This is a genomic window from Cellvibrio sp. OA-2007, assembly GCF_000953825.1.
Lineage (GTDB): Bacteria > Pseudomonadota > Gammaproteobacteria > Pseudomonadales > Cellvibrionaceae > Cellvibrio.
Window position 1 is genome coordinate 1 of sequence record NZ_BBUL01000065.1, and the last position, 23,333, is coordinate 23,333.

The following is a 23,333-nucleotide window of genomic DNA, read 5'->3' on the forward strand; positions in this document are numbered from 1 at the left end:
CCGCCGTCACAGCGCTATTGGCTTTATTAGCCCAGAGCGCTTTGAGGCAAGAAATGTATGTTAGTGAACTGTCCGAAGTTGGCGGAGGGGATCAGAGTTTTTCTGTTGCGCTTTTGCATTCGCGGTGCTCATTGTATATAACACAAAAGCGCAACAGAAAAACTGCCGCTGAACTTCGTTAGAAAGGAGAGTGTATCTGTGAAGAAGAGTGTGTGTCTGATTATTCTATTGGTTTGGTTCTCTCTTGGTTTTGCGAAGGAGCCAGGTGATGAGTGCGCAGAGATGTTGGCCATGTTGGATATAGCTGGCTGCTATGAAATGTATAATAAAAAGCAGTCTGTCGCTATGAAAAATATTTTAGTTGATATCGATGAAACGGTATTAAGCAATGATTTTGTGAAAAATGTTAAGGGTTCTCAAGATTTTTGGCAAAAATATGTAGACGTACATTGCAGCTTTGGGTTTACACAAGGTGGTTCTATTGCTATGTATCAAAAAGAAGAGTGCATATTCAATCATACAAAGGTTCGAATAAAAGAACTAACTGAACTAAATTGTCGAGAACAATTATATTGCCAGCCTAGAAATTCAAAACCATTTGAAAGAGAAGAAAAAATAAGTAATTAAGTCTAATTGGCAATTCAATTGCGAATTATTTAATTTTCATGCTATGTATATTTCGAACAAGCGGTTGCAGCATCGCTCCAGCGCTTCGCGCTTACAAACTGCGGCTGAACCGAACGTTAAATTATAAGGTATAAGTACAATGAAGGTATTTATTTTAGTTATTTTTTTGTTTTCATCTAATGAGTCACTTTCTGCTAGCTTTAATTGTGATTTAGCAAAATCGAAAATTGAAAAATTAATTTGTTCAGATTCGGAAATATCAAAAAAAGATGATGAGTTAGCAAAAATATACTATGAGGTTAACGATAAATCCCTAGATAATGGATTTCTAATCGAAAAACAAAAGCAATGGCTTAAGGAAAGAAATCGCTGCCAATCTGAAAAATGTATTATGGATAAATACGTTGAAAGAATTCAGGTTGTCTCCCGGTGGCTGGAGGACGAAAAAAATATAGATGATTTTTTCCTATATAGAAAATATGTAGGCGGTGATCGCTATTCAGAATCAATATACGGTGAAATTATAATTGATAAAGATTCTATTTTTTGGTCTAACGGCGGTAGAAATGGCAGCTCTGGAGGGTGCAAAGTTAACTATCAACTAATTTCCAAAGAAGTTGGTAAGAGCTATACGGACATAGAGCCAGACAAGTTAAATCGTAACGATTCATCTACATATAAATCATTCAAGATTAAACTTGAAGATCACGCATGCAATAATGATTTAAAGTATTTGAGGTTAACTTTGATCTCAGGATTGAGCAATTACCTCGATGTAATCGAGTATGACAAGAATGATAAAATTAAAGCAAGAACCCATTTCAACTAAATTTAACAAGCGACTGTGGTAAAAAATCAATACCCGCACCGCATATTTAGTTTGCTTGCCACTCGCAATTGTTCCGCACCGTGGCGTTAAAAATTGCCATCATCAAGTGGAAAGTAAATCATGGACATTGAAATTGAAGTAAATGGCTCTATCGAAGATCGCGAAGTCATTAAGCTCTATCGAGCTAATAATTGGTCTTCTGCCGAAAAGCCAGAACAATTATTGGCGGCGCTAAGAAATTCACATTCGCTTGTTACTGCTAGAGTTTCTGGTGTACTTGTTGGTATAGCTAATGCCATCTCTGATGGATATTTGGTTGTATATTACCCTCATATGCTTGTGCATCCCGAATACCAGAGGAAAGGTATAGGCAAAAGAATGGTTTTGTCCTTAAATTCAATTTATGGCAATTTCCATCAGCAAATGTTGACAGCTGATGGTGAAGCTATTGAATTCTATAAAGCCGTAGGTTTTGTCCGTGCAGGAAGAACGGAACCTATGTGGATTTATGCAGGCACAGAACATTAATTATTCGTAGCGATGCACTGTTAATAAAAAGCCCAGGCTGTATTCACAACTTGGGCTTTTTTGTTTTTGCGAATTTCTTGAAAACAAGAAAATTATTTTTCAGCGGCAATGGCGTCTTCGATAAAATTCAATGCTTCATCGATCAATGCCAGCATGGATTGTTTGGCGCGTTCGGGGTTGCGGTTTTTAATCGCGTTAAAGACTTTTGCGTGGTCTTCTATTATACCTTCGTGGTTGCCTTTGATGGGGCTGGTGTGGCTAATGCTGACGCGCAGGGCGGTGGAAATAAAATCGCGCAGGCGAATATAAAAACGGTTGTTGCTTGCGTATAAAATGCTGATGTGAAATGCGATATCGGCTTCCAGATCTTCCTTACTGTTTTCTTCTGCTTTGCGCATGCGTTCCAGCGCGTGTTCAATTACTTCGATTTTTTTATCGTCGGCGTAGCGGGCAGCGAGTGATGCGGCTTCGGGTTCGATGGCGATGCGCACTTGTAAAAATTCTTTGAGCACTTTGAGGGTGGGGCGGCTTTCCAGCGTCCAGCGCAGTAAATCCGGGTCAAAAATATTCCATTGATCTTCGGGTTGGATGCGAATGCCTTGACGCGGTTTGCTGGTAATCAAACCTTTGGCGGATAACATTTTTACCGCTTCGCGCACTGCGCTGCGGCTCACGCCAAATTTTTCGCAAAGTTCTGCTTCAGTAGGCAGGCTGTCATCGGCGAATTCGCCACAAATAATTGTGCGCCCCAGTTCTTGCACCATGCGCTGTGAGAGGTTGAAGTTGCGATCAAGAATGGCCATCGTTATTGTCGTCCAAAAGAGGCAAAAAGATGAACGAAGGGTAACGATTTATTGTTAATAATACAATCTGAGAATTAGCGTTTATAAATAGGATTTAATGTGCGGCGTGCGCTGGTTGCGCTGCTGTCCAGCGGGTGTGAGGCTGCCAATTCGCCGCCCATTCGGGTAGGTCTGCCGCTGGCATTGGGCGAGCTATGCCGTAACCTTGAGCGAGCTCGCAGCCGAGCGGAATCAATAGCTCACCGTGTGCGATAGTTTCTACACCTTCGGCGATAACCTTGCGGTGAAATGCATTGGCTAGACCGATAATGCCTTTTACGATTTCCAGATCATCCGGGTCGTCCAGCATATCGCGCACAAAGGTTTGATCAATTTTTAATAGTCCCGCCGGCAGGCGTTTTAAATAGGTGAGCGACGAATAGCCTGTACCAAAATCATCTACTGCAAAATGAACCCCCAGCGCGCGGCATTCGCGCATTAATTCGGCGACTTCGGCTATATCTTTCAGTGCACTGGTTTCCACAATTTCCAGTTCTAAAAAATCGGCGGCAACGTCAGGGTGCTGCGCAAGTTGTTGCGCGAGGCGCTCGGCAAATTTTGGTTGTTGTAACTGTTGTGCACCTACATTTACGCTCACCGGCATGTTTAAGCCTTGTGCCTGCCAATGTGAAATTTGTTGTAGCGCGGTGTCTATGACCCAATCGCCGAGTTCAATGCTGAGCGGGTGATCTTCAATCACCGGTAAAAATGCGGCAGGTGATAGGATGCCGCGCTCGGGGTGTTGCCAGCGCACCAGCGCCTCAGCACCAATAATTTCACCCGTGCGCATATTGACCTTGGGTTGATAGAAGAGCACAAATTCTTTTTTATCCAGCGCTGCGCGAATATGTTCAATAGATTCGCGGTGATGTTTGGTGGCTATGTCTTTGGCCACATCAAACAGGTGATAACAATTTTTTCCTGCTTGTTTGGCGATATACATGGCTTGATCTGCATGGCGCAACAGTTGGTCGGCATCGGCATTATCTTGCGGATAAATGGTGGCGCCGATGCTAGCCGATACACGTAACAATTGTTGCTCGAGCAGAATCGGTTCTGCGGCAACATCCAATAAACGATTTAATACGGTTCTATGGTCGTTGGGGCCTTCTAAATCCGCCATGATGGCAATAAATTCATCGCCGCCAATGCGCGCCAGTGTGTCGCCTTCGCGCAATACCTCTTTGAGTCTGTGTGCAATATTTACTAAAAGTTGATCGCCCATGTCATGACCGTGTTGGTCGTTGACTGCTTTAAATCCATCCAAATCGAGATACACCACCGCGAGCGATTTCTCATTGCGATGACAGCGCGCAATCGCCTGTTTTAAGCGATCAGCCAGAAGTACGCGATTAGGTAAACCGGTGAGGGCGTCGTAGTGGGCGATGTATTCCAGTTGGTGTTGATGCTCTTTAAGTGGTGTGATGTCGGTAAATAAGTTCACATAATTTTGCGCAATGCCGTGGATATCCCGCACGGCGCTGATGGTCATTAAAGCGGCAAAAATTTCACCGTTTTTGCGCTTGTTCCAGATTTCACCGTGCCAGTCCCCTTTGTTAATTAAATCGCTCCAGAGTGATGTATAAAAATCTGCACTGTGCCGCCCGGATTGCAATAGGCGCGGATTTTGACCGAGCACTTCATCGCGGCTATAGCCGGTAATTTGGCTAAAAATTTCGTTGGTCTCAATAATATTGCCTTGCGCATCGGTAATTAAGATGCCTTCGTTGGCATGGGTAAAAACGCTGGCTGCCAAATGTAAACGCGATTCAGCATAGGATTGTTCAATTGCCAGTGAGGTCAGACGCGCCTCACCTTCAATTAAATGAGTTTCGGCATCGGAGGGGTTGCGGTTGTGGTGATGATAGAGCGCAAAGGTGCCCAGCACTGTTCCTTGCGCGGAAAAAATAGGCTGTGACCAGCAGGAATTAATATTGGCGCGCGCTGCAATTTTGCTAAAACTTTTGGTCCATGGGTGTGAATGCACATCCACAATCACTACTCTATGGCAAAAAAACGCTGCGCTGCCACATACGCCCATGCCTTCGCCTATGGGTAAATTATCAATGGCGTTGATAAAAAAATCGGGCAGACCATAGGCCGCTGCGTGGCGCAAATGTTTTTCGTCGTTGTCCACTAGCATGATGCTACAAAAACTGCCCGGTAATAGCGTTTCAATATCCATTGTCAATTGCACAAGAATTTCCTGTAGCGGAACCTTGGCTAATAACATTTCCAAAATACGATTGTGATGTTGGTGGCGGCGTTCGGCTTGTTTGCGCTCGCTAATATCTTGAAATATTCCAGTTAAACGCACCACCTTGCCGTTTTCCATTTGTGCGGTGCAGGTGGTGCGTACATCAATTTTTCTGCCTTTAAAGGTGTATTTCTCCACTTCAATATCAAACACTTCGCCGGTTGTCATGGCGTGCCGCAAGGCCTGCGCAATACGCTCGCGCGAACCGGGTAAATAGAGGCTAAATCCTTCATCGAGAGCGGGGGTATATTCTTCGGGGGTGGTATCGTGAATGCGATAGGTTTCGTCCGTCCAGTAGATGCTGCGCTTGGCAACATCCATTTCCACTCCGCCAACCTTGGCGATACATTGCGATGCTTCCAAAATCCGCGCACTAGTGCGCAGGGCTTCCAGTTGCGTAAGTTCTTGGTGATTAAGCTCATCCATCTGTTGCTGCAGTTGCTGTAATTCGTCGCGCTGCAAATCCAGCGCCAGACGATAGACTTGCAACTCGCGCTCGGCAATTTGTAGTGGGGTTAATTCCAATATGGGCTGGGTGCGTGCCGCCTGTTGTTGCAATTGCGCCTGTGCCCGGCGATAAAACTCCGCGCTATCAAATAGTGGTTTGGATGCCATATACCTTAACCAATCCTTCTGTGAACCTCTCCCGTGCGTGCGCACGTTGAATGTTAAAAAATATAGCAGTGCAATGGCGAGCTGTCGAAGCGATAGAAATTAACAATCACTGACCTTGGCATCTATTAGAACCAAATGATTTCGCCGCAGTGCAATTGCGCTTTTTAACTCATAAGCAGATAAGTTTTTATCGCTATTAATCGCTGTTTTCCAAGGGATAATAACGATTCAACAGAGTTATGTGGATTTAGATGTAATAGAGTGTAATAAAAAAGTGTTGTATGGCTCACTACCGCATGAGTGAGCCATGGTGTTTTGATGTTATTGATTGGCCTGAGTGGATTTTTGTTTTTTATCGTAAAAGTCTTTTAATACAAAAAATGCTTTTTTGGGTTCGCCTTTTTCTGAGTAAAGCCCTTTGCGATTGTAGTCGTCTTGAATGCCATTAAGCAGGCGGCGAGGCGAGCGGAAGTCGGCGAGAATCCAGGGCGAGGTGCCAACAAAACCGTCTATTTTATCAATCATGGTCAAACTCTTTTGGTAGAGGTGCGCCTGAAACTCTTCGGTGAAAATCGTGTTTGTATCACCGTGATAGCCTTTTTTAGCGCCGCCGCCAAACTCGCTAATAAACACCGGTTTGTTGTAGTTGATTTCCCAGGTCACTTTATCTGCCTTTTCAGGCAGACCATCGTACCAGCCGATGTATTGATTAAAGCTCACCATATCGACAATCTCGGCCAGTGGATCTTCCACCACGGCGATGTTGGAGTTGTCGCTGCGATAGTGTTTTTCCATCGCTGCACTTAACAGACGCGTGTTATCCAGCTCTCGCGCTTTTTTTGCAAGGCGACCGAGAAATTGATTGCGCGCATCCGACACCGGCGTTTCATTGGCGAGCGACCAAATAATCACCGCCGCGCGGTTTTTATCGCGCTCAATCATCGCACTTAATTGTGCTTCGGCATTTTGATAAGTGGCTTCGTTTTTCCAATTGATCGTCCAGTACACCGGAATTTCTGACCAGACCAATAAACCCATTTGATCGGCGAGGCGCACCATATCTTCGTTGTGCGGGTAGTGGGCGAGGCGGACAAAATTTGCATTCAATTCTTTCGCCCAGCTCAACAAGGTTTGCGCTTCTTTGGCGTTTTTAACTCGACCACCACCTGTAGCAGAATATTCTTCATGCACTGAAATGCCGCGCAGGAAAATAGGTTTGCCGTTTAGTAATAATTGCTTGCCTTGGGTGCTGATGCTGCGCAGCCCAACCGTATCTGTCAGTGTATCTTTGCCACTGCTGATTGTAACTGCGTAGAGTTTTGGGTTTTCTGGTGACCACAATTGCGCATTGGGCACTGTAAAGGAAAAATTTGCCTTACCATTTTTATCGGCCTTGAGTGTTTGTTTGATATTTAATTCAGGTAGGCGCAATTGAATTTTTTCGCCGCCCTTTGCCCCATCCAGCATCACTGAACCAGAAACAGTTTTTTGCGCTAGCGATGTGAGCGCTAAGCGGTAATCGCGAATAAAGGTGTGCGGCACATTTAACAGTTTTACCTCGCGGGTAATACCGCCGTAATTCCACCAGTCCGTGTTGAGTGTAGGCACGGCATCGGCGTGACGTTTGTTGTCTACTTTGACAATCAGCGAGTTGCCTTGCGCTTTTAATTTTCCGGTTACTTCGTAATGGAATGGGGTAAAGCCGCCAATATGCACACCCAGTTTTTTACCATTCAAGTAAACATCGGCGCGATAATTTACTGCGCCGAAATAAATAAATTGGCGATCCGTTTTTTTCGCCGCAGGCGCCGCAAATGTTTTGCGATACCAGACACTGCCTTCGTAGTAATAGAGTTTTTCTTGCTGTGTATTCCAATCGCCCGGTACTTGCAAACTGGCTGCCTTATCAAAATCGTATTCAATCAAATCAGAGGGAAGCTTTGGTTTTGAATCGGTAAAAAATGCATTAACCGAGGGTTTTTCCTGCTGGTCAAAGGGTTCATAGCGGTAGTTGTAATAACCGTTTTCGTAGGGGTCGACAATGATTTTCCATTCGCCGCTAAGAGGAGTGGCGTAGCGTGTGTAGGCCTGCAAAGGTAAATCGGCGGCAAATGTGAGGGGTGAAATCCCCGGGCAAAGTACAAGCAAACTGGCACAGAGCCAGCGAGTTATTGATCCTTTCATGGTGGTGTTCTCTTGTTGTCGAGTGACTTGTGTTATTGGTGTTATCAATGGTTGTCGCTCGTCTGTGCGAGCTGATTGTCAGGAATGGGTAGTTCGCTTGGGATTCTAGTCTACTTCGGCGGGATTTATCGTTAGGCTGGTGTGTGGTTGGGGGTAAAAAATTGTTAACTTTAGTTGTCGTTGCGGGTGTTTGAGGGGGCGGTGGGAAGGAACCACCGGTAATCAGGTTACCGGTGGCTCTTGCTTACGATTTTTATACAATCACACACTGATACTATTTTTTATTCGCGCTATTTTTAATTAGCTCTTCGGTCAAGTTGGCTTGCAGTTTTGCGATGCCACCATCAACGGTTTTTTCCCAAACTCCACCGCTCGCCATGGCGGTGCTAACCAAATTACTGGCTTTTGCGGAAGCATTAATCGTTTTATCGGTAGATGCTAAGGCGAGTTCACCATCGTAATTCAAATCAATATTGAACTTGGGTTGCATCCAAATCCAGAATTGCAGTACATCAACCGTTACTGGTGTTGCGGAGGCATAATCCGGGCTGGATTTATCAACTACACGATAGCCTGCTGCGGTTAAACTGTTGGACGCAATACGCTCGCACACAGAGTAAATCGTTTCTTTATCCTTGAGGCTGTAATTCCATAATGCATTATGGAACATGCCATGGCGCATACGACCAATGGCTTTGTCGGTGATGGTTTTGTCATCGATAGTATCGCCTTCAATCGATGGCAGTGATGGATCTTGTGGTGCGCGGACAAATTTGCGCAAGTCATTAACAGTGTCAATTTTAACGGTGGCAATTGTTTGTGCGGGTGCTGTTACTGCAGGGGCAGTGACTTTTAATGATTTTGTAGCGCAACCGGTGGTGAGGGCGCAAATTGCGAATACACAAAGTAAATGTTTAATCATTTTCCGACTCCTGGAAATTATTTATTATCGTAGCCATTCTACGAACCGGCATCTTAATCAGCGGACTCGCAATAGGCAATCTGAACTGCGATCTGTACGGTTGTTAATTTTCAGCGCGATTCAGGTTGTTCTGCTCTGCTTTTTTATTCAAACCCCAATTGCGCACTTTCTCCATATACAAATACACCACTGGAGTAGTGAACAGGGTGAGCAATTGGCTGACGGCGAGGCCGCCGATAATGGTGATGCCGAGCGGCGTGCGCAGCTCCGAGCCTTCGTTAAATCCGAGGATCAGCGGCACCGCGCCGAGCAGTCCGGCGAGGTTGGTCATCATGATCGGGCGCAGGCGCAGCAGTGCAGCTTGGAAAATGGAATCGCGCGATGACAGGCCTTCTTTGCGCTCCAGCTCCAGTGCAAAATCGATCATCAGAATCGCGTTTTTCATCACTATACCGATCAATAAAAACAGGCCGAGCATGGCGATCAAACTGAACGGTGTATCGCTCAGGCGCAGCGCGAGCAGTGCGCCGATACCTGCCGAGGGCAGGGTGGATAAAATCGTCAGCGGATGAATCGTGCTCTCGTACAAAATCCCTAAAATCAAATAAACCGCGAGCAGTACACAGGCAATCAGCACTGCCGGGTCTTGCGCCATACCGGGTGTGCTCGGCCCCCAGCCGGGGCGGGTGCTACCTGCGGGGGCGAGATAGACTTTATTGGGCACCATCAACTCGGCGACTTTTTCTTCAATAGCGGTGCGCGCCTGTTCTTCAGTAAAGTTTTCTGCGACGCCGTAGCCAATGCTCTCGGAGGCAAACTGGTTGCTGTGGCGGATGCGATCTTCAGCGAGGCCGTAGCCAAAACTGGCAAAGGCCGAGAGCGGCACCCGCTTGCCATCCCAGGTAATTACCTGCAGTTGCTCAAGCACGGCAGGGCTGGCGGTAAAACCCGGTGCCAATTCCATCACCACACGATATTGGTTCATCTCATCGTACATAGTCGAGACTTGCCGCTGGGAGAAGGAGTTGTTGAGCATGCCCGCCACCATGTTCATATTTACGCCCAGCCGCTGGGCGGCTTCGCGGTCGATGGTGAGCACCACCTGTTGCGTGCCTTCCTCTTTGACGCCATCGACTTCGGTCAGCTCGGGCATATCTTGCATGGCAGTGGTGATTTTGGCAGCCCAGCTGTGCAGCAGTTTTAAATCATCCGATAGCAGCATTAATTCCTGTTCGCTGCGGCTAAAGGGCGATGATAGGCGGATGTCTTGATCCGGCCCGATCATTAGCATAGCGCCGGGAATACTGGGCATTTGGCGGCGCAATCTGTCCACCACTTCATTGACCGACACGCCGCGCTCGGCCATGGGTTTGAGGCTGATGCGCATCCAGGCATTGCTCACGCCATTGCCGCCGCCGCTTGCACCAAACACATCTTCCACCGCAGGGTCGGATAAGAGCAGTTGGCGGAATTGCTGGATTTTGGGCTGCATCAACTTGAATGAGAAACCGTCGTCGCCGCGAATCCAACCGGTCATTTGGCCGGTGTCCTGCTCGGGCAGCATGGTTTTGGGGATGGCGACATAGAGGTAGATATTCAGGCCGATCACCCCGGCGAGGATCAGCATCACGATCCGGCTGTGGCGCAGCGCCCAGCCCAGAGCGATGGCATAGGCCTGTTTGATGTCATCGAAAACACCGGGTGCGTGTTCTTTCCTGGGTTCGCTTTTGAGCAGTTGCGCGCAGAGCGCCGGTGTGAGGCTGAGCGATACCGCGAGCGAAATAATCATCGCCGCTGCCAGCGTAATGGAAAATTCGCGGAACAGTTTTTCGACCACACCGCCCATCAACAAAATCGACACAAATACCACCACCAGGGTGATATTCATCGCCAACAGGGTGAAGCCGACTTCGCGGGTGCCTTGAATTGCCGCTTGAAACGGCGGAGTGCCGCGCTCTATATGGCGCTTGATGTTTTCCAGCACCACGATCGCATCGTCCACCACCAAACCCGCAGCGACAATCAACGCCATCAGCGAGAGGTTGTTGAGCGAAAACCCATACAGGTACATAACCGAAAAGGAGCCAATGATCGCCACCGGAATTGCAAGGCTGGGGATCAATGCGCTGCGTGCGCTGCCAAGGAACATCCACACCACACCGACCACTAACAGTACCGATAACATCAGGGTGATTTGCGCTTCTTTGAGCGTAGCACGAATACCGGGGGAGCGATCCATCACCACTTTGAGTTGGGTGTCGGCGGGCATAAGTGCGCGCAGGGCGGGAAGTTGCGCGTTAATGGCGTCGATAGTTTCTACAATGTTGGCGCCCGTCTGACGGCTCACAGTGAGTGTCACGGCCGAGCTTTGGTTATGGAAACCATCGGTATAGCGGTTTTCAACCGAATCACTGACGGTGGCGACATCTTGCAAACGCACCACCGCACCGTCTTCGGCGTAGCGGATGATGAGTGATTGGTAGTCGGCAGCGGTGCGCAAGCTCTCATTGGTGCGCACCTGCCAGCGGGTATCGTCTTCTTCCAGAATGCCAAGCGGGCGCAGCACATTGGCGTTGCTGATCGCGTTGCGCACTTCATCGAGCGCAATTTTGTAGCTGGCCAGTGCGTTGGGGTTGAGTTGAATACGCACCGCAGGCAGCGAGGCGCCGTCTATACCTACTTGGCCAACCCCGTGAATCTGCGCCAGCTTCTGCGCCAGAATGGTGGAAGCTGCGTCATAGAGTGCGCTGGGCGAGAGGTTGGGCGAGCTGAGTGCGAGCGCCATAATCGGCGCCTGTGAAGGGCTGATTTTGCGATAGCTGGGGTTGCCCGGCATGCCGGCGGGCAATTGGCCGCGGGCGGTATTGAGCGCGGCTTGTACATCGCGCGCGGCGGAATTCAAATCCCGGTCGAGGGTAAATTCCACCCAGATAAAGGTGGAGCCTTGAGTCGAGTTGGAGTTGATCGCGGTTACGCCGGGAATGCTGCCGAGGGCGCGCTCCAGCGGCGTCGCTACAGTCGCCGCCATACTTTCAGGACTGGCACCGGGCAGCTGGGCAAAAATCTGCACCGCCGGGAAATCCACCTGCGGCAAGGGCGCAACCGGCAGCATGCGCCAGGCCAATAGGCCAAGCAGCACAATCGCTGTCGCCAGCAGCGATGAAGCAACGGGGCGTTTGATAAATGGTTCTGCCATGTTCATAAGATGATCTCAGGTAGGTTGGCGGTGAGGAACGAACCCCAACACGACCATTTACCCATCTGCACCGAAACCCTGTTCAAAGCTCCATTTGGTTATTGGTTGGCGTGGCGAGATGGTCATGTTGGGGTTCGTTCCTCAGGCTACGCGCCCCGCCACAACCTACGCTTCCTCCGGAATGGAATTGTGAGTTGGGGCTTTGCTTACCCAACGATCAAAAAACAAATACACCACCGGTGTGGTGAACAGGGTCAGCACCTGGCTGACCAATAATCCGCCCACCATCACTAAACCCAACGGCTGGCGCAATTCGGCGCCGGAGCCGCTGGCGAGCATCAGGGGGATGGCGCCAAACAAAGCGGCGAGGGTGGTCATCAGAATCGGGCGAAAGCGCATTAACGCGGCGCGATGAATTGCCTCGCGCGGGGACAGGCCGAGGGTGCGCTGGGCGTCGAGGGCGAAGTCCACCATCATAATGCCGTTCTTTTTCACCAGCCCGATCAGCAGTACCACGCCGATCACGGCGATCAAATCCAGCGGTTGGCCGGTGATTAACAAGGCAAGCAAGGCGCCTACGGTAGCCGAGGGCAGGGTGGAGAGAATGGTCACCGGGTGGATAAAACTCTCGTACAAAACCCCCAGCACTATGTACATGGTCACAATCGCCGCCAACACCAACCAGAGGGTATTGCTGAGCGAGGCGCGGAAGGCTTCGGCGGCACCCTGAAAGCGCAGCTCAACCGAGGCGGGTAGATCCATTTCCGCTTGTACGGCTTCTATCGCCTCAATTGCCGCGCCGAGTGAGGCATCGCCCGCCAGATTGAAGGAGATAGTCGTGGAGGGAAACTGGCTCTGGTGATTGATCAGCAGCGGCGCTGGCCATTGCGTGATCGTCGCAAGAGTTGACAGCAGCACCGGTTGCCCGCTGCTGGTGGCTATATACGTGTTTTGCAGTGCCGCTATGCCCTGGGCGTAGTCCGGGTCTACCTCCAACACCACACGGTATTGGTTGGCTTGGGTAAACAGCGTGGCAATCTGGCGTTGGCCATAGGCAGTTTGCAGAGCGTTGGCTATATCGCTCACCTTCACGCCCAAACGCGCGGCGGCGTCCCGGTCTATCTCTACATAGGCTTGCAGGCCACGGCTTTGCAGGTCGGCGGCAACATCCGCGAGCGCCGGTTCCTGCCGCAGGCGCTCCAACAGGCGCGGTGTCCACTGGTCGAGCAGATCCGCGTCGGGGGTGGTGAGGCTGAACTGGTATTGGGTGCGGCTGACACGGTCTTCGATACTCAATTCCTGCACCGGCTGGAACCAGGCGGTAATACCGGCGATACCCGCGATGCGCTCTTTAAGTTGCCCGATGATCTCGCTGGCACTGGCATCCCGGGTTTGGTGATCCTTGAGGTTAATCAGCAAACGGCCTGAATTAAGCGTGATATTGCTGCCATCTACGCCGATAAACGAGGAGAGACTGGCAACGTTTTCATCTTGCAGAATCAGTTCGGCCAGCTGCTGCTGTTTTTCCGCCATGGCGCTGAAGGAGATGTCCTGCGGCGCTTCGGTCACAGCTTGAATCACACCGCTGTCCTGAATCGGGAAAAAGCCTTTGGGCACGGCGAGATACAATCCGGCCGTGAGCACTACGGTGCCGATCATCACCAGCATGGCGGCGGTTTGATGCTCTAGCACCTTGTCCAACCCGCGCCCGTAACGGGCGATTACCCGCTCTAAAAAGTCCGGCTCGCTGCCATGTTGCGGCGCAGTTTTGAGCATGCGCGCACACATCATGGGGGTGAGGGTGAGCGAGACCAGCAGCGATATACCAATCGCCACCGCGAGGGTGATCGCAAATTCCTGAAACAAGCGCCCGACTAAATCGCCCATAAACAGCAGCGGAATCAGTACCGCGATCAGCGATACAGTGAGCGAGACCAGAGTAAAGCCAATTTCACCCGCGCCTTTAAGTGCCGCATTCATTGGCGACTCGCCCTGCTCGCGGTGGCGGGCGATGTTTTCCAGCATGACGATCGCATCGTCCACCACAAAGCCGGTGGCGATGGTGAGTGCCATCAAGGTCAGGTTGTTGATCGAAAAATCCAGAAAATACATGGCCGCAAAGGTGCCGATGAGCGACAGGGGCACCGCGAGGCTGGGGATAATAGTGGCGGGCACCGAGCGCAGGAATACCAGGGTTACGGCGACCACCAAACAGATCGCAAAGATCAGTTCTTTTTGCACGTCGCGGATAGAGGCGCGGATGCTGTGGGTGCGGTCGGTCAGCACCGCGACATTGACCGCCGCTGGCATGGTGACGGTGAGCTTGGGCAATAGCGCTTGAATGCTGTCCGCTACATCGATCACATTGGCGCCGGGCTGGCGCTGAATGTTAATTAACACCGCCGGCTGCTCGTTTGCCCAGGCGGCGAGAAAGCGATCTTCCGCGCCGTTTTCTACAGTCGCCAAATCGCCTAACCGCAGCGGCGAGTCATCCTTCCAGCTAATAAGCAAATCGCGGTATTCCTGCACCGAGCGCATCTGGTCATTGGCATCGAGCATGGTCGAGCGGTATTCGCCATCAAAACTGCCCTTGGGTTGATTGGTGTTGGCGGTGACTATGGCGTTGCGCACCTGCTCCAGGCTCAACTGGGTACTGGCCAGCGCGTGAGGGTTGACCTTGATGCGGATTGCCGGGCGCTGGCCGCCCGCGAGGGTCACCATGCCCACGCCGGGTAATTGCGCCAGCTTCTGCGCCATGCGCGAGTTAACCAGATCGTACACTTCCGGCAGTGGCAGGCTGGCCGAGGTGACCGCAAGGGTCATGATCGGCGCATCGGCGGGGTTTACTTTGCGGTAAATCGGCGGCGTGGGCAGATCGTTAGGCAACAGGTTATCGGCACTGTTGAGGGCGGATTGCACCTCTTGCTCGGCCACACCCAAATCCACCTCCAGCGAAAATTGCAGGGTGATGATGGAGGCGCCGGTAGAGCTGGTAGACGACATCTGCTTCAAGCCGGGGATCTGCCCGAGGCTGCGCTCCAGTGGTGCGGTGATGGTGCGCGCCATTACATCGGGGCTGGCGCCCGGGTTAAAGGTAAATACCTGGATAATCGGATAATCCACCTGCGGCAAGGCCGCGACCGGCAGCAGGCGATAACTCAGAATACCGGCGAGCAAAACCGCTAGCATCACCAGTGAAGTGGCAACAGGGCGGAGGATAAAAGGGTGGGACAAACTCATTAACTAACCTCAATCAAGGTGCTTTGTAGGTTGGGGTGAGGAACGAACCCCAACATGTCCATCTGGCATCAACGGCCATAAGCCAAGGTGTACAAACCGATTTTTATCTTTGGCGGCGAAATGTTCCCGTTGGGGTTCGCAAGCTCACCGCCAACCTACATCACCTTCACATCTTTACCCGGCCACAATCGATCAATACCTTCCAGCACCACTTGTTCACCGGCTTTAAGCCCATCCAGCACCGCAATCCGGTCGCCTTCCAGTGCGCCCACTTTAATCGGGCGCATCTGCGCTTTACCGTCAATCACTGTGTACACATAGGTGCCTTTGGAGCCGTATTGCACTGCATCGGCGGGAATGGTAAGGGCGCCATCGAGCGTTTGCAGATGTAAACGCGCATTCACAAATTGATTGGGAAAGAGGCGGTCGTCGCTGTTATCAAACTCGGCTTTGAGGCGCAGGGTACCGGTGGCGGTATCGATTTTATTGTCGAGGGTGGTGAGCGCACCACTGGCCAATTGCTGCTGCTCGCTGCGATCCCACGCTTCTACGCTCAGCTGGGTTTTGCCTGTTTGTGCCGCAGCATAGGCATCGCGCACTGCCATTAACTGGTTTTCCGGAATGGTAAAACTCACCGCAATGGGTTGGGTTTGGGTGATGGTGACCAAACCTTCGCTATCGCCGGTTTTCACCAGATTGCCCACATCGACTCGGCGCAAACCTAAGCGGCCGTTAATAGGCGCGGTAATGCGGGTATAAGACAGCTGTAAGCGGGCGTCATCCAGCTGGGCGCTGTGATTTTTCAAGGTGCCGCGCCATTGTTCGACCAGTGCTTGCTGTTTATCGAACTGCTGTTTGGCGATGGAGTTTTTAGTGAGCAGTTGCTCGTAGAGGCGCAAATCTTCCTCGGCGTTTTTAAGTTGCGCGCGAGTTTGCTGCAAGGTGCCCTCAGCCTGCGCGAGGCGAACCTTGTAAGTGGCTGGGTCAATTTCGGCGAGCAGATCGCCCGCTTTTACCTCTTGCCCCTCATCAAATAGCACCCGCAGTAATTGGCCATCTACCCGGCTGCGCACCGTCACTGTATTGAGCGGCACTACACTGCCAATGGCTTTGATATGTACCTTTAAATCTTCCTGGGTAACGCCCACCACATGCACCGGTGTTGGCCCCATCCAGGGGTTGGAGGGCGGCGGGCGTTTATCGGTCGCCTCACGGAAACCAAAAAACCATAACAGTAATAACACCACAACAAGAGCGATAGCCGCTAACCAGCGCTGGCCGCGCGACAGTCGATTAAAAGGAGCAAGCATGAAGACATCCATCGGTTGATTGAGTTGGCGCAGTTTTCTTAGACCGCCGTTTATAACCCGGCATGATGAAACTTGGCGCATTAAGCCTTGAGGCTAGTATGCAAGGAATAAGCCCGCAACGGTTTTTACATTTCCCGACGTTTGGTTACAGAGACAGGCTAAATGGGGTTTTTTGAAGGAAGATAATTAAAGATTCAGTGGGTCAAACAGATAATGCTTGTAGTCATCCGGTAGGGTGCCAATAAAAGGATTATCCAACTTGATTAAATGCCGCTCATTCAGTTTTGCGCGTTGTAAATCTCTGACGTACACACTGCGCCAGAGTTTGATATAAGAGCCATCCTTATAAGCGATCTCAATCCCCTGTTGGATGCGATCCAGCAGGGCTTGGTTGCTTTTGTGCGCAAACAAAAATTTTGGCAGTGGGTAGTAAAGCGCGAGTTTATTATCCAGCTGCAGATCAGTTTGTTTTTCCACTGCCAGCTCATGGAAATATTCAGTGGGGCTAGGGCAAAAAATGTCGGCGCGCCCGGCTTGGGTCATGCGAAATAAACTGGTGATGTTGCTACCGGTTACGATTTGCAAGCCTGCCTGCTGCATAATTTTTGCGTCTAACCAGCCTTCGCCAACGCCTAGTTTGTGCTGCTTTAGCTTTTCCAACTGATCAATATCTTGGATGGTGTTTTTTAAGCGCTCATTGGCATAACAAATGCGATAACTGAGTGCGCCCAGCTCGACTGGAAAAGGGATATAAATCAGGTTGCCCGTCTCCAGCAGCACATCCTCATAGCTCAATGCCATGACAAAATTTTCATACATATTTTGATTTAATGCAGCGATGGCATGAGTGCGAGAAATTACGTTGATGGGCACCATTTCAAATGCGCCGGTTTTGCCTTGAGTTTTTTCCAGTGCGAGTTGAATAATTTGCCGGTCAAACGTCTTGCGTTTTAGGTCGCCGAATTCGGGCAGCTTGTGGCTTACTACTAGCGCTTTGGTTACTGCAGGTTCTACCTGGGCATTCGCGTTTAGCGAGAGTGCCAGTGGCAGCAGTATCCGTAGAAATCGGCGCATCAATAAAATCCAAACAAATGAAGAAAGCGGCAGCTCTGCAGTAAAACATTTTATCGCTTTGCTGCAGCGTTCATGAATTGTTTGGTTAGTCTAGGTTAAATCTGCGGTTCAGCCAAATAGATGGCCGGTGCTTGGGTAGTTACGCACCAGTGTTGCGGTAGTTTTGGGTCTAGCGTCACATAATAATTGCCATCTTCAGCGGGCAGCGGGGCGCCGCTTAGTAGTGCGCTAAATAGTTTTATCGGATCGCGCTTAAAGTGGAGCTGATAAATGCAGCTGAGCGCGGTAGCGTCGCCGCTTGTTTGCAGGCTGTTGGCCGCGCTGGCTTGATAAGTGTTTTTTAAGCCCGACTCAAATGCCACTAAGGTTTTGGCGAGGTTGTTTACCAATACATGGCTGTGTAAATAGGTTTTAAACTGTTCCAACTCTGCGGCAAAAAATAAACTGCGCACTGGTTCTGTGGCTATGTACTCAACAATTAACTCTTCCATGCCGTCGCGTTTCAGTAGTGCAATGGTCATAGGTGCGGCCAAACAAATTCGGCTGAGTCGCCACCACTGTTGAATTTGTTGGGTGACCATTAAACCCGGTGATTGCAACAGGCTTTTTAACCAGGCATCTTCGCTCTCGCTGAGCTGGGTGCAGGCCAGATATTCGGTTTGTGAGCCGCGCGCAAAACCCACCAGGCTACGTTGCACATCAAGCAGCGACATGATGTTGCGCTCCACTGTTTTGTTGCCGGGATGATGAGTTTGCCATCAGGTGCAAATATTTCGCCCACAAGGATTTACACTGCGCAATTTGCGCGATAATTTTTTCTTCTCCCATGACATATAATGCCTGTTCCAGCACTTCATAGGTAATCGCCCGCAGATTGGGCAGTTTGGGCAGTAACCATTCCAGCAATTGCCATACGGGTTCAGGCACTTCGCTGCTATGTACATCCAATAAAAACCCCTCGTGGGTTACGCCGCCGGCCACATGAATTTCTATCACCCGCTCCAGTTGCAAGCGCGCCAACGCAGCGTAGGGATCAAAGCCAAAATTAACGGCATTGCAATAAAAGTTATACAAATCGAGCAACAATCCACATTCCGTATGCGTCAGCAACTGATTTAAAAAATCAATCTCGTCCCATACCGTGATATTGCTCTCTGCTGTGTTGCTATATTGCGGCAAATAATAGGTGGTGTTTTCAATTAGAAATGGCACCGCATAGCGTTTGCAAAGGTGATTGATGCGCGGGCAGAGCAGATCTAGCGCCTCTTGAGTAAATGGCATAGGCAAGAGCAACCCTGCGTGATTTTCCGAACCGTCCTGATTTTTGGCGAGGGTAAAACCCAGGTGTTCGCTGTGCCATAAAAATGATTGCCGCTGCGCATATTGGTCGATCAATGCCAAGTAATCGCTATTCCAACCGCTGGCGGAACCAATTGAAAGCCCCAGGCCATGAACAATCACCGGGCAGCTCTGTGCCAGTGTCAGCGCATCCTGTAATTTTTTTCCGTCCAAATGAAAACGGCGCTCTTGTCCCGTTAAAATTTCTTCACAAAAAATATCCGGGCTTACTTCAATATAATCAATCAGCCCGAGATTTTGTTGAATCAAATGGTGCAGATCCCAGTGGTAATTAATGCCTACGCCTAACTTGGGTGCAGAAAAATTGACTGGGTGTGCAGTCGCTTGCGGCAGCATATCCCTCTCCCGTTCCGTTGCAATTAAAACGCCGATGGTGCGCAATGTACAACCATCGGCGTGTACAGCGTTTAGCGTGGCATCAGCGTGGCGGCGGCGGGAATGCGAGTGTCCAACCGAATAACGGGATTGATGCGGAAACGCAAATCAAAACCGTTAAAACCGCAGTTCAAACAACCGGTTAATTTGCCCAATTGTTTGATCACACTGTATAAATCGTCCAGCACCAAATCGCTAGTATTAAATGCAACATCAATAACCTGCGGTGTGCTGGCACTGGTGGCTTTTACAATATTGCCCGCAGCGTCATAACAGGTTTGGGCGCTGGCAGATTCAGCAACCGCAAAAGTAGCAACGGCACCGGCAGCCAATACTGAGTTGCGCAAAAAATCGCGACGCTCTTTGGCAGTGGAATCTTCAGTTTGGGGTTCTATAGATTGATTGTCAGACATGGTCTTTCTCCTTAAAGATAAATGAATTGATTTGGGCGAAATCCCATCGCATGCGCGAAAAGATTTGCTACCCAGAGACAATCATCTGCCTACAAACAAAAAAATCCAGTGACATAAGAGCGGGATATTTGTGATTTTTTCACCTTTTCTACTGATTTTGTGCCCTATATAAATAAAACCGTTTAAAGATATTTTTTTAGTGATCTAAAGTTTGTTGCGGAGTGTAAAGAGCAGGCTGCCAAAAAGCAGGCAACCAATTCCAAGGGTGATAGGAATATTAATTTTTTGTTCTTGCATCATTCGTATTTGTAGCGATGTGGCGGCGCCAGTATCTGCCTCGCCGGTATAAGTCATACCCGCATAAAACAAACTGGCTGCACCTATGCTAAGCAGTGTTATGGCAATGATTTTGGTGACATTCATGTTCTTAACCTAACAATAACGAGGCGTAAAAAGGTATCGGCGTAGAAATAAATCTATCGCATGAAATGGTGATCTACTTTGCGTGCCAGTAACGAAAACAAAAATAAGCCCATTAACGTTATATAAGTTGTGAATGCTGGTGGTGGCGAGTGATGAGGTTCACAGGTCAGAAAGCGAAAAGTCTCTCGTCCTAGGCTACGCTCAATCAATACAGAAAGATATATGTTGCCTGCCGCTAGCGCCAATGTGCCTGAACACATCAACGCTTGGCGGAAAGCAGTGATTAACAGCGCTCTCTTGTGTGGAGTGTTTGATTGTTAGTCGTCAGTTGAGCTCAGCAAGGTTTTTAAATTCTCTGCCGCTGAGTGCGCCACAAAATTACCCAGTGCGCGATAGACTTCAAATTGTGTTTCATCAAAGTATTGGTCGCTCGTCGCTTCGTGAGGGTAGAGCGGATTGGCACTTTTGTAATAGTGCAAGTACTCAGGTTCTTTGCCAGTAAAGGATAATTTTAAATACAGCAGGCGCCCCACTTCCCCGTTACTATATTCAATAATGCCCTCGGCAAAATTGCTGGTTGATATGCCATTCACCGGGCGTATTGCGGCTACATCCAATTTTATATTGATGCCAAAATCAATCGCCGCGTAGCGCTGCAGAGTAATTAAACCTGCAAAGCTCAGGGTCGGGTCGGCTTCTGCATCAATACAGATAATGGTTTTGCATTGCCGTTTGAGCAATTCATAAACACCCAGGTTTTCCAAATGCCCACCATCTGAACAATTGATATAAGCGGTTTTTTCGCTAGCAGTGCCGCAAGCTTCGCGGATCAGGTAAGGCAGGCCGGGCGGTCTAAAACGAAAATTGTATTTGTCTTTTACTTTGCTGAATTTGCCTGGGTTGGGCAGCCAATAATTCAAACGCATATTGAGCAGGGTTAATAAAAAACGCAGCGGGTTAATCGTGCCTACGCCCATATTGGGCGACACAGCTGCGGCAGAAATTGCCATAGCGGTAGCAAAGTTAAAATGTTTATCGGTCGCTTCTACTGCGGTGGTGGGCGCGTAGCCGGTAAAGTCGCTGCCGCAATAGCGCTTGCTCAAAATAAACGGCATGGAGCGACGCGAGCGCAATTGCGGATTGGCGCTGCCCTGTAAATTTAAGGTGGTGTTAATTAAATGGTAGGGCGCACTGCTTTTATTGCCATTGAGTTCGCTCATTTTTAACTGATCAAGATGAGCGAGTTTGCCGTCTTTTGGAGTGATTAAAAATGTGCGGCTCAAACGGTCACGATAAAATGGGTGCAGCGAAAAGCGGTTAATACTTACGCAAAAAAAGTTATACAGCCAGACCACTAGCCCCAGTAAATAAATCCACCACTCCGCATAACCGCGCGAAATTTGCAGTTGGTTCACACTCAGCATTTTACGGCTAGGCCTTAAATTTAATGACTCTGCCAGTTGCTGAGCGCCCAGGCTGCGCAGCATAAAACCCATGCTCAGCTCATCGACTATAGCGACATCGATAGTTGCGTTATTTTCTGTAGTTAACCAGCTGCTTTCGTGCAATGCGGGGCATTCAAAATGAATTTTCTCGTCGGCATAGCTGGTTACTGCGCAACTTGTAGTATCGATATATTTTTTGTTCAGCATGGGCACAAGGTAGTCGTGCAATTGTTGCGCGACAGTTGCATCGAATGCGGCAGGTTTTGCGCCATTAATCGGTGTGGTATTAATCGTTTCATAGAAATTGAGCAGTTGCGATGCATCACTTGTGTGTTTTACATCCAGCACTGTGCGGGTGTTGTCGCTCAGGTCATAGCTGTAGGGTGAGTTTACTGCCTGAATACAAAAGAACAGGTACATCAATACTAATAGTACGGGTGCAAATAAACTGCTGAGAATCAGGATTAGCTTCGCACGCAGTTTGATGTAACCCAAGACAAATGCTGCGAGCAATACTGCGGCAGTAATCGCGATACTATTGGCGTTGTTGCTGGTCAATGTTTTGAAGTCGGCAAATAAAGTAGTGGCATTGTAGCCAACCACATTGCGCAAAAAATGTAACAGTGGAATAGATAAAATCGCCGCCAGTGCAATCACGGTGTAAATCACAAACCGCTCGTCCGCCCGGTCGCGCCCCAGCCAGCCCAGCCGGTCTTTAATAATTGGCCGCAGAATAAAACCGGCCAGCAGTGGAATAATGCCCATCAACAGCGGGAAGAAAAATTGAATCTCGGCGCTGAAGCGGCCAACCACTTCCAAAAACAATTCGGTGATAAATACCGCGAGTATGACCATCGGGAAAAAAGTCAGAATACTGCGCAATACACCCTCAACAAATAAAATCGGAATGCGCAGCCCGCGCATAAAACCGCCTGCGCGCAAATATTCGCTGTAATTGCGAATGTGGTTGAGTGCATCTGGCTCATGGCGGCCATTTTTATCGGTGAGCAGTTTGAGGTTATCGGCATCATCTTTAGCTAGCGCGCTAACGCAACTGCCAATATAACCACCGCCCGACACGGTAGACAGGTAATCAATTTTGGAAAGCAGTTTGTGGCAGATCAGGTGTTGAATAACCCCCAAACAAAACGACGCAGAGCGAATACCCCCGCCGGAGCAGGCTAAGCCCACCAGATTATTCTGGGTAGTAAAACTATTGTGTAAGGGATTGGTGTCTTGTCCAGCTGGGCAATTAGCCCGGCGCCGGGTGATTTCCTCAAGCTCCTGCGGGAATACTTCCTCCTGGAATATTTCAGTCTTTAGGGGTTCGTTCATGGTGGAATATCCTTTTTATTATTTAAGGCATTATTGTTTAAGCTGTAAAATAATTTAAAGCCGCGACCTTATGCGATATGGAGTTGGCATACAAGTCTAGAAGGGGCGTGGGGCTAAAATGGTGCAGCAATTATTGGCTTAGGTGCTACACCGATCATTCGCGGTTTTATAATTATTTCGACATATTTTTAGCAATAGCTCTATCCGCGTTCGGCCAAAAAAGTAGGGCGTGCCTCGCGGAGCAGGCCGCCGAACTTCGCAAAACGGTAGAGTCGAAGACTGGCGCGCCGAGTTTAGGTAGTGGCTTCCTACTCCTGCTCTTTCGATTAATGCAGGTGACACTCCTTCTACCTTGCTCA

General features: G+C 49.4%; 17 protein-coding genes. 4 read left to right on the forward strand and 13 right to left on the reverse strand.

Translation table 11 applies throughout. The features are described from left to right. From AWU77_RS20645 to AWU77_RS02955, 4 genes are all read left to right on the forward strand, one after another. Positions 1 to 182: hypothetical protein (locus AWU77_RS20645; protein WP_238582291.1), on the forward strand; the 182-nt coding region annotated here is incomplete at its 5' end. Positions 183 to 198: 16 nt separating this feature from the next. Further along, the gene (locus tag AWU77_RS02945; RefSeq protein WP_062059039.1) at positions 199 to 627 is read left to right on the forward strand and encodes a lysozyme inhibitor LprI family protein; all 429 of its coding nucleotides are present in this window, start codon (positions 199 to 201) and stop codon (positions 625 to 627) included. A 139-nt stretch (positions 628 to 766) separates the two neighbouring features. Then, complete coding sequence (locus AWU77_RS02950) at positions 767 to 1,456, forward strand: lysozyme inhibitor LprI family protein (protein ID WP_062059042.1); 690 nt, start codon at positions 767 to 769, stop codon at positions 1,454 to 1,456. 120 nt (positions 1,457 to 1,576) lie between these two features. Then, positions 1,577 to 1,984, forward strand: a complete 408-nt coding sequence (locus AWU77_RS02955; RefSeq protein ID WP_062059045.1) for a GNAT family N-acetyltransferase — start codon at positions 1,577 to 1,579, stop codon at positions 1,982 to 1,984. A gap of 92 nt (positions 1,985 to 2,076) precedes the next feature. On the opposite strand, the gene AWU77_RS02960 is transcribed toward AWU77_RS02955, so the two are convergent. The 13 genes from AWU77_RS02960 to AWU77_RS03020 all read right to left on the reverse strand — a co-directional run bounded on the left by AWU77_RS02960 (position 2,077) and on the right by AWU77_RS03020 (position 22,974). After that, positions 2,077 to 2,787, reverse strand: coding sequence for a FadR/GntR family transcriptional regulator (locus tag AWU77_RS02960; RefSeq protein ID WP_062059048.1), 711 nt, complete (start codon positions 2,785 to 2,787; stop codon positions 2,077 to 2,079). A 94-nt stretch (positions 2,788 to 2,881) separates the two neighbouring features. Further along, positions 2,882 to 5,698, reverse strand: a complete 2,817-nt coding sequence (locus AWU77_RS02965) for an EAL domain-containing protein (protein WP_062059051.1) — start codon at positions 5,696 to 5,698, stop codon at positions 2,882 to 2,884. Between the two features lie 321 nt (positions 5,699 to 6,019). Beyond that, complete coding sequence (locus AWU77_RS02970) at positions 6,020 to 7,882, reverse strand: glycoside hydrolase family 2 protein (protein WP_062059054.1); 1,863 nt, start codon at positions 7,880 to 7,882, stop codon at positions 6,020 to 6,022. Between the two features lie 274 nt (positions 7,883 to 8,156). Beyond that, the gene (locus tag AWU77_RS02975) at positions 8,157 to 8,804 is read right to left on the reverse strand and encodes a hypothetical protein (RefSeq protein WP_062059057.1); all 648 of its coding nucleotides are present in this window, start codon (positions 8,802 to 8,804) and stop codon (positions 8,157 to 8,159) included. 103 nt (positions 8,805 to 8,907) lie between these two features. Beyond that, positions 8,908 to 12,006 (reverse strand): efflux RND transporter permease subunit, encoded by a 3,099-nt coding sequence (locus tag AWU77_RS02980; protein WP_062059060.1) that lies wholly within the window; start codon positions 12,004 to 12,006, stop codon positions 8,908 to 8,910. A 159-nt stretch (positions 12,007 to 12,165) separates the two neighbouring features. Beyond that, positions 12,166 to 15,240 (reverse strand): multidrug efflux RND transporter permease subunit, encoded by a 3,075-nt coding sequence (locus AWU77_RS02985; protein ID WP_062059063.1) that lies wholly within the window; start codon positions 15,238 to 15,240, stop codon positions 12,166 to 12,168. Between the two features lie 155 nt (positions 15,241 to 15,395). Next, entirely contained in the window at positions 15,396 to 16,550 is a 1,155-nt protein-coding gene (locus AWU77_RS02990; RefSeq protein WP_062059066.1) for an MdtA/MuxA family multidrug efflux RND transporter periplasmic adaptor subunit, read from the reverse strand. Between the two features lie 186 nt (positions 16,551 to 16,736). Next, positions 16,737 to 17,624, reverse strand: a complete 888-nt coding sequence (locus AWU77_RS02995; RefSeq protein WP_062059070.1) for a transporter substrate-binding domain-containing protein — start codon at positions 17,622 to 17,624, stop codon at positions 16,737 to 16,739. A gap of 95 nt (positions 17,625 to 17,719) precedes the next feature. Next, a complete protein-coding gene (locus AWU77_RS03000) occupies positions 17,720 to 18,337 on the reverse strand; it encodes a hypothetical protein (protein WP_062059073.1) in 618 nt (205 codons plus the stop codon). Then, entirely contained in the window at positions 18,324 to 19,319 is a 996-nt protein-coding gene (locus AWU77_RS03005; RefSeq protein ID WP_084617963.1) for a DUF692 family multinuclear iron-containing protein, read from the reverse strand. Before AWU77_RS03005 ends, AWU77_RS03000 begins: the two co-directional genes overlap by 14 nt. Positions 19,320 to 19,390: 71 nt before the next feature. Next, a complete protein-coding gene (locus AWU77_RS03010; protein ID WP_062059076.1) occupies positions 19,391 to 19,771 on the reverse strand; it encodes a hypothetical protein in 381 nt (126 codons plus the stop codon). Positions 19,772 to 19,975: 204 nt separating this feature from the next. Next, positions 19,976 to 20,194 carry a hypothetical protein gene (locus AWU77_RS03015; protein WP_062059079.1) on the reverse strand — a complete coding sequence of 73 codons (219 nt, stop codon included), beginning with the start codon at positions 20,192 to 20,194 and terminating at the stop codon, positions 19,976 to 19,978. A 317-nt stretch (positions 20,195 to 20,511) separates the two neighbouring features. Then, positions 20,512 to 22,974, reverse strand: a complete 2,463-nt coding sequence (locus tag AWU77_RS03020; RefSeq protein ID WP_062059082.1) for a patatin-like phospholipase family protein — start codon at positions 22,972 to 22,974, stop codon at positions 20,512 to 20,514. Between the last annotated feature and the right edge of the window lie 359 nt (positions 22,975 to 23,333).

What these genes read in the sequence shown, in the direction of transcription:
- AWU77_RS02970 (WP_062059054.1), bottom strand. Translation starts at nt 7,882, where the DNA reads ATGAAAGGATCAATAACTCGCTGGCTCTGTGCCAGTTTGCTTGTACTT.
- AWU77_RS02980 (WP_062059060.1), bottom strand. Translation starts at nt 12,006, where the DNA reads ATGAACATGGCAGAACCATTTATCAAACGCCCCGTTGCTTCATCGCTG.
- AWU77_RS02950 (WP_062059042.1), top strand. Translation starts at nt 767, where the DNA reads ATGAAGGTATTTATTTTAGTTATTTTTTTGTTTTCATCTAATGAGTCA.
- AWU77_RS03010 (WP_062059076.1), bottom strand. Translation starts at nt 19,771, where the DNA reads ATGTCTGACAATCAATCTATAGAACCCCAAACTGAAGATTCCACTGCC.
- AWU77_RS02995 (WP_062059070.1), bottom strand. Translation starts at nt 17,624, where the DNA reads ATGCGCCGATTTCTACGGATACTGCTGCCACTGGCACTCTCGCTAAAC.
- AWU77_RS02965 (WP_062059051.1), bottom strand. Translation starts at nt 5,698, where the DNA reads ATGGCATCCAAACCACTATTTGATAGCGCGGAGTTTTATCGCCGGGCA.
- AWU77_RS03015 (WP_062059079.1), bottom strand. Translation starts at nt 20,194, where the DNA reads ATGAATGTCACCAAAATCATTGCCATAACACTGCTTAGCATAGGTGCA.
- AWU77_RS02960 (WP_062059048.1), bottom strand. Translation starts at nt 2,787, where the DNA reads ATGGCCATTCTTGATCGCAACTTCAACCTCTCACAGCGCATGGTGCAA.
- AWU77_RS03005 (WP_084617963.1), bottom strand. Translation starts at nt 19,319, where the DNA reads ATGCTGCCGCAAGCGACTGCACACCCAGTCAATTTTTCTGCACCCAAG.
- AWU77_RS02955 (WP_062059045.1), top strand. Translation starts at nt 1,577, where the DNA reads ATGGACATTGAAATTGAAGTAAATGGCTCTATCGAAGATCGCGAAGTC.
- AWU77_RS02975 (WP_062059057.1), bottom strand. Translation starts at nt 8,804, where the DNA reads ATGATTAAACATTTACTTTGTGTATTCGCAATTTGCGCCCTCACCACC.
- AWU77_RS02985 (WP_062059063.1), bottom strand. Translation starts at nt 15,240, where the DNA reads ATGAGTTTGTCCCACCCTTTTATCCTCCGCCCTGTTGCCACTTCACTG.
- AWU77_RS03000 (WP_062059073.1), bottom strand. Translation starts at nt 18,337, where the DNA reads ATGTCGCTGCTTGATGTGCAACGTAGCCTGGTGGGTTTTGCGCGCGGC.
- AWU77_RS02990 (WP_062059066.1), bottom strand. Translation starts at nt 16,550, where the DNA reads ATGCTTGCTCCTTTTAATCGACTGTCGCGCGGCCAGCGCTGGTTAGCG.
- AWU77_RS03020 (WP_062059082.1), bottom strand. Translation starts at nt 22,974, where the DNA reads ATGAACGAACCCCTAAAGACTGAAATATTCCAGGAGGAAGTATTCCCG.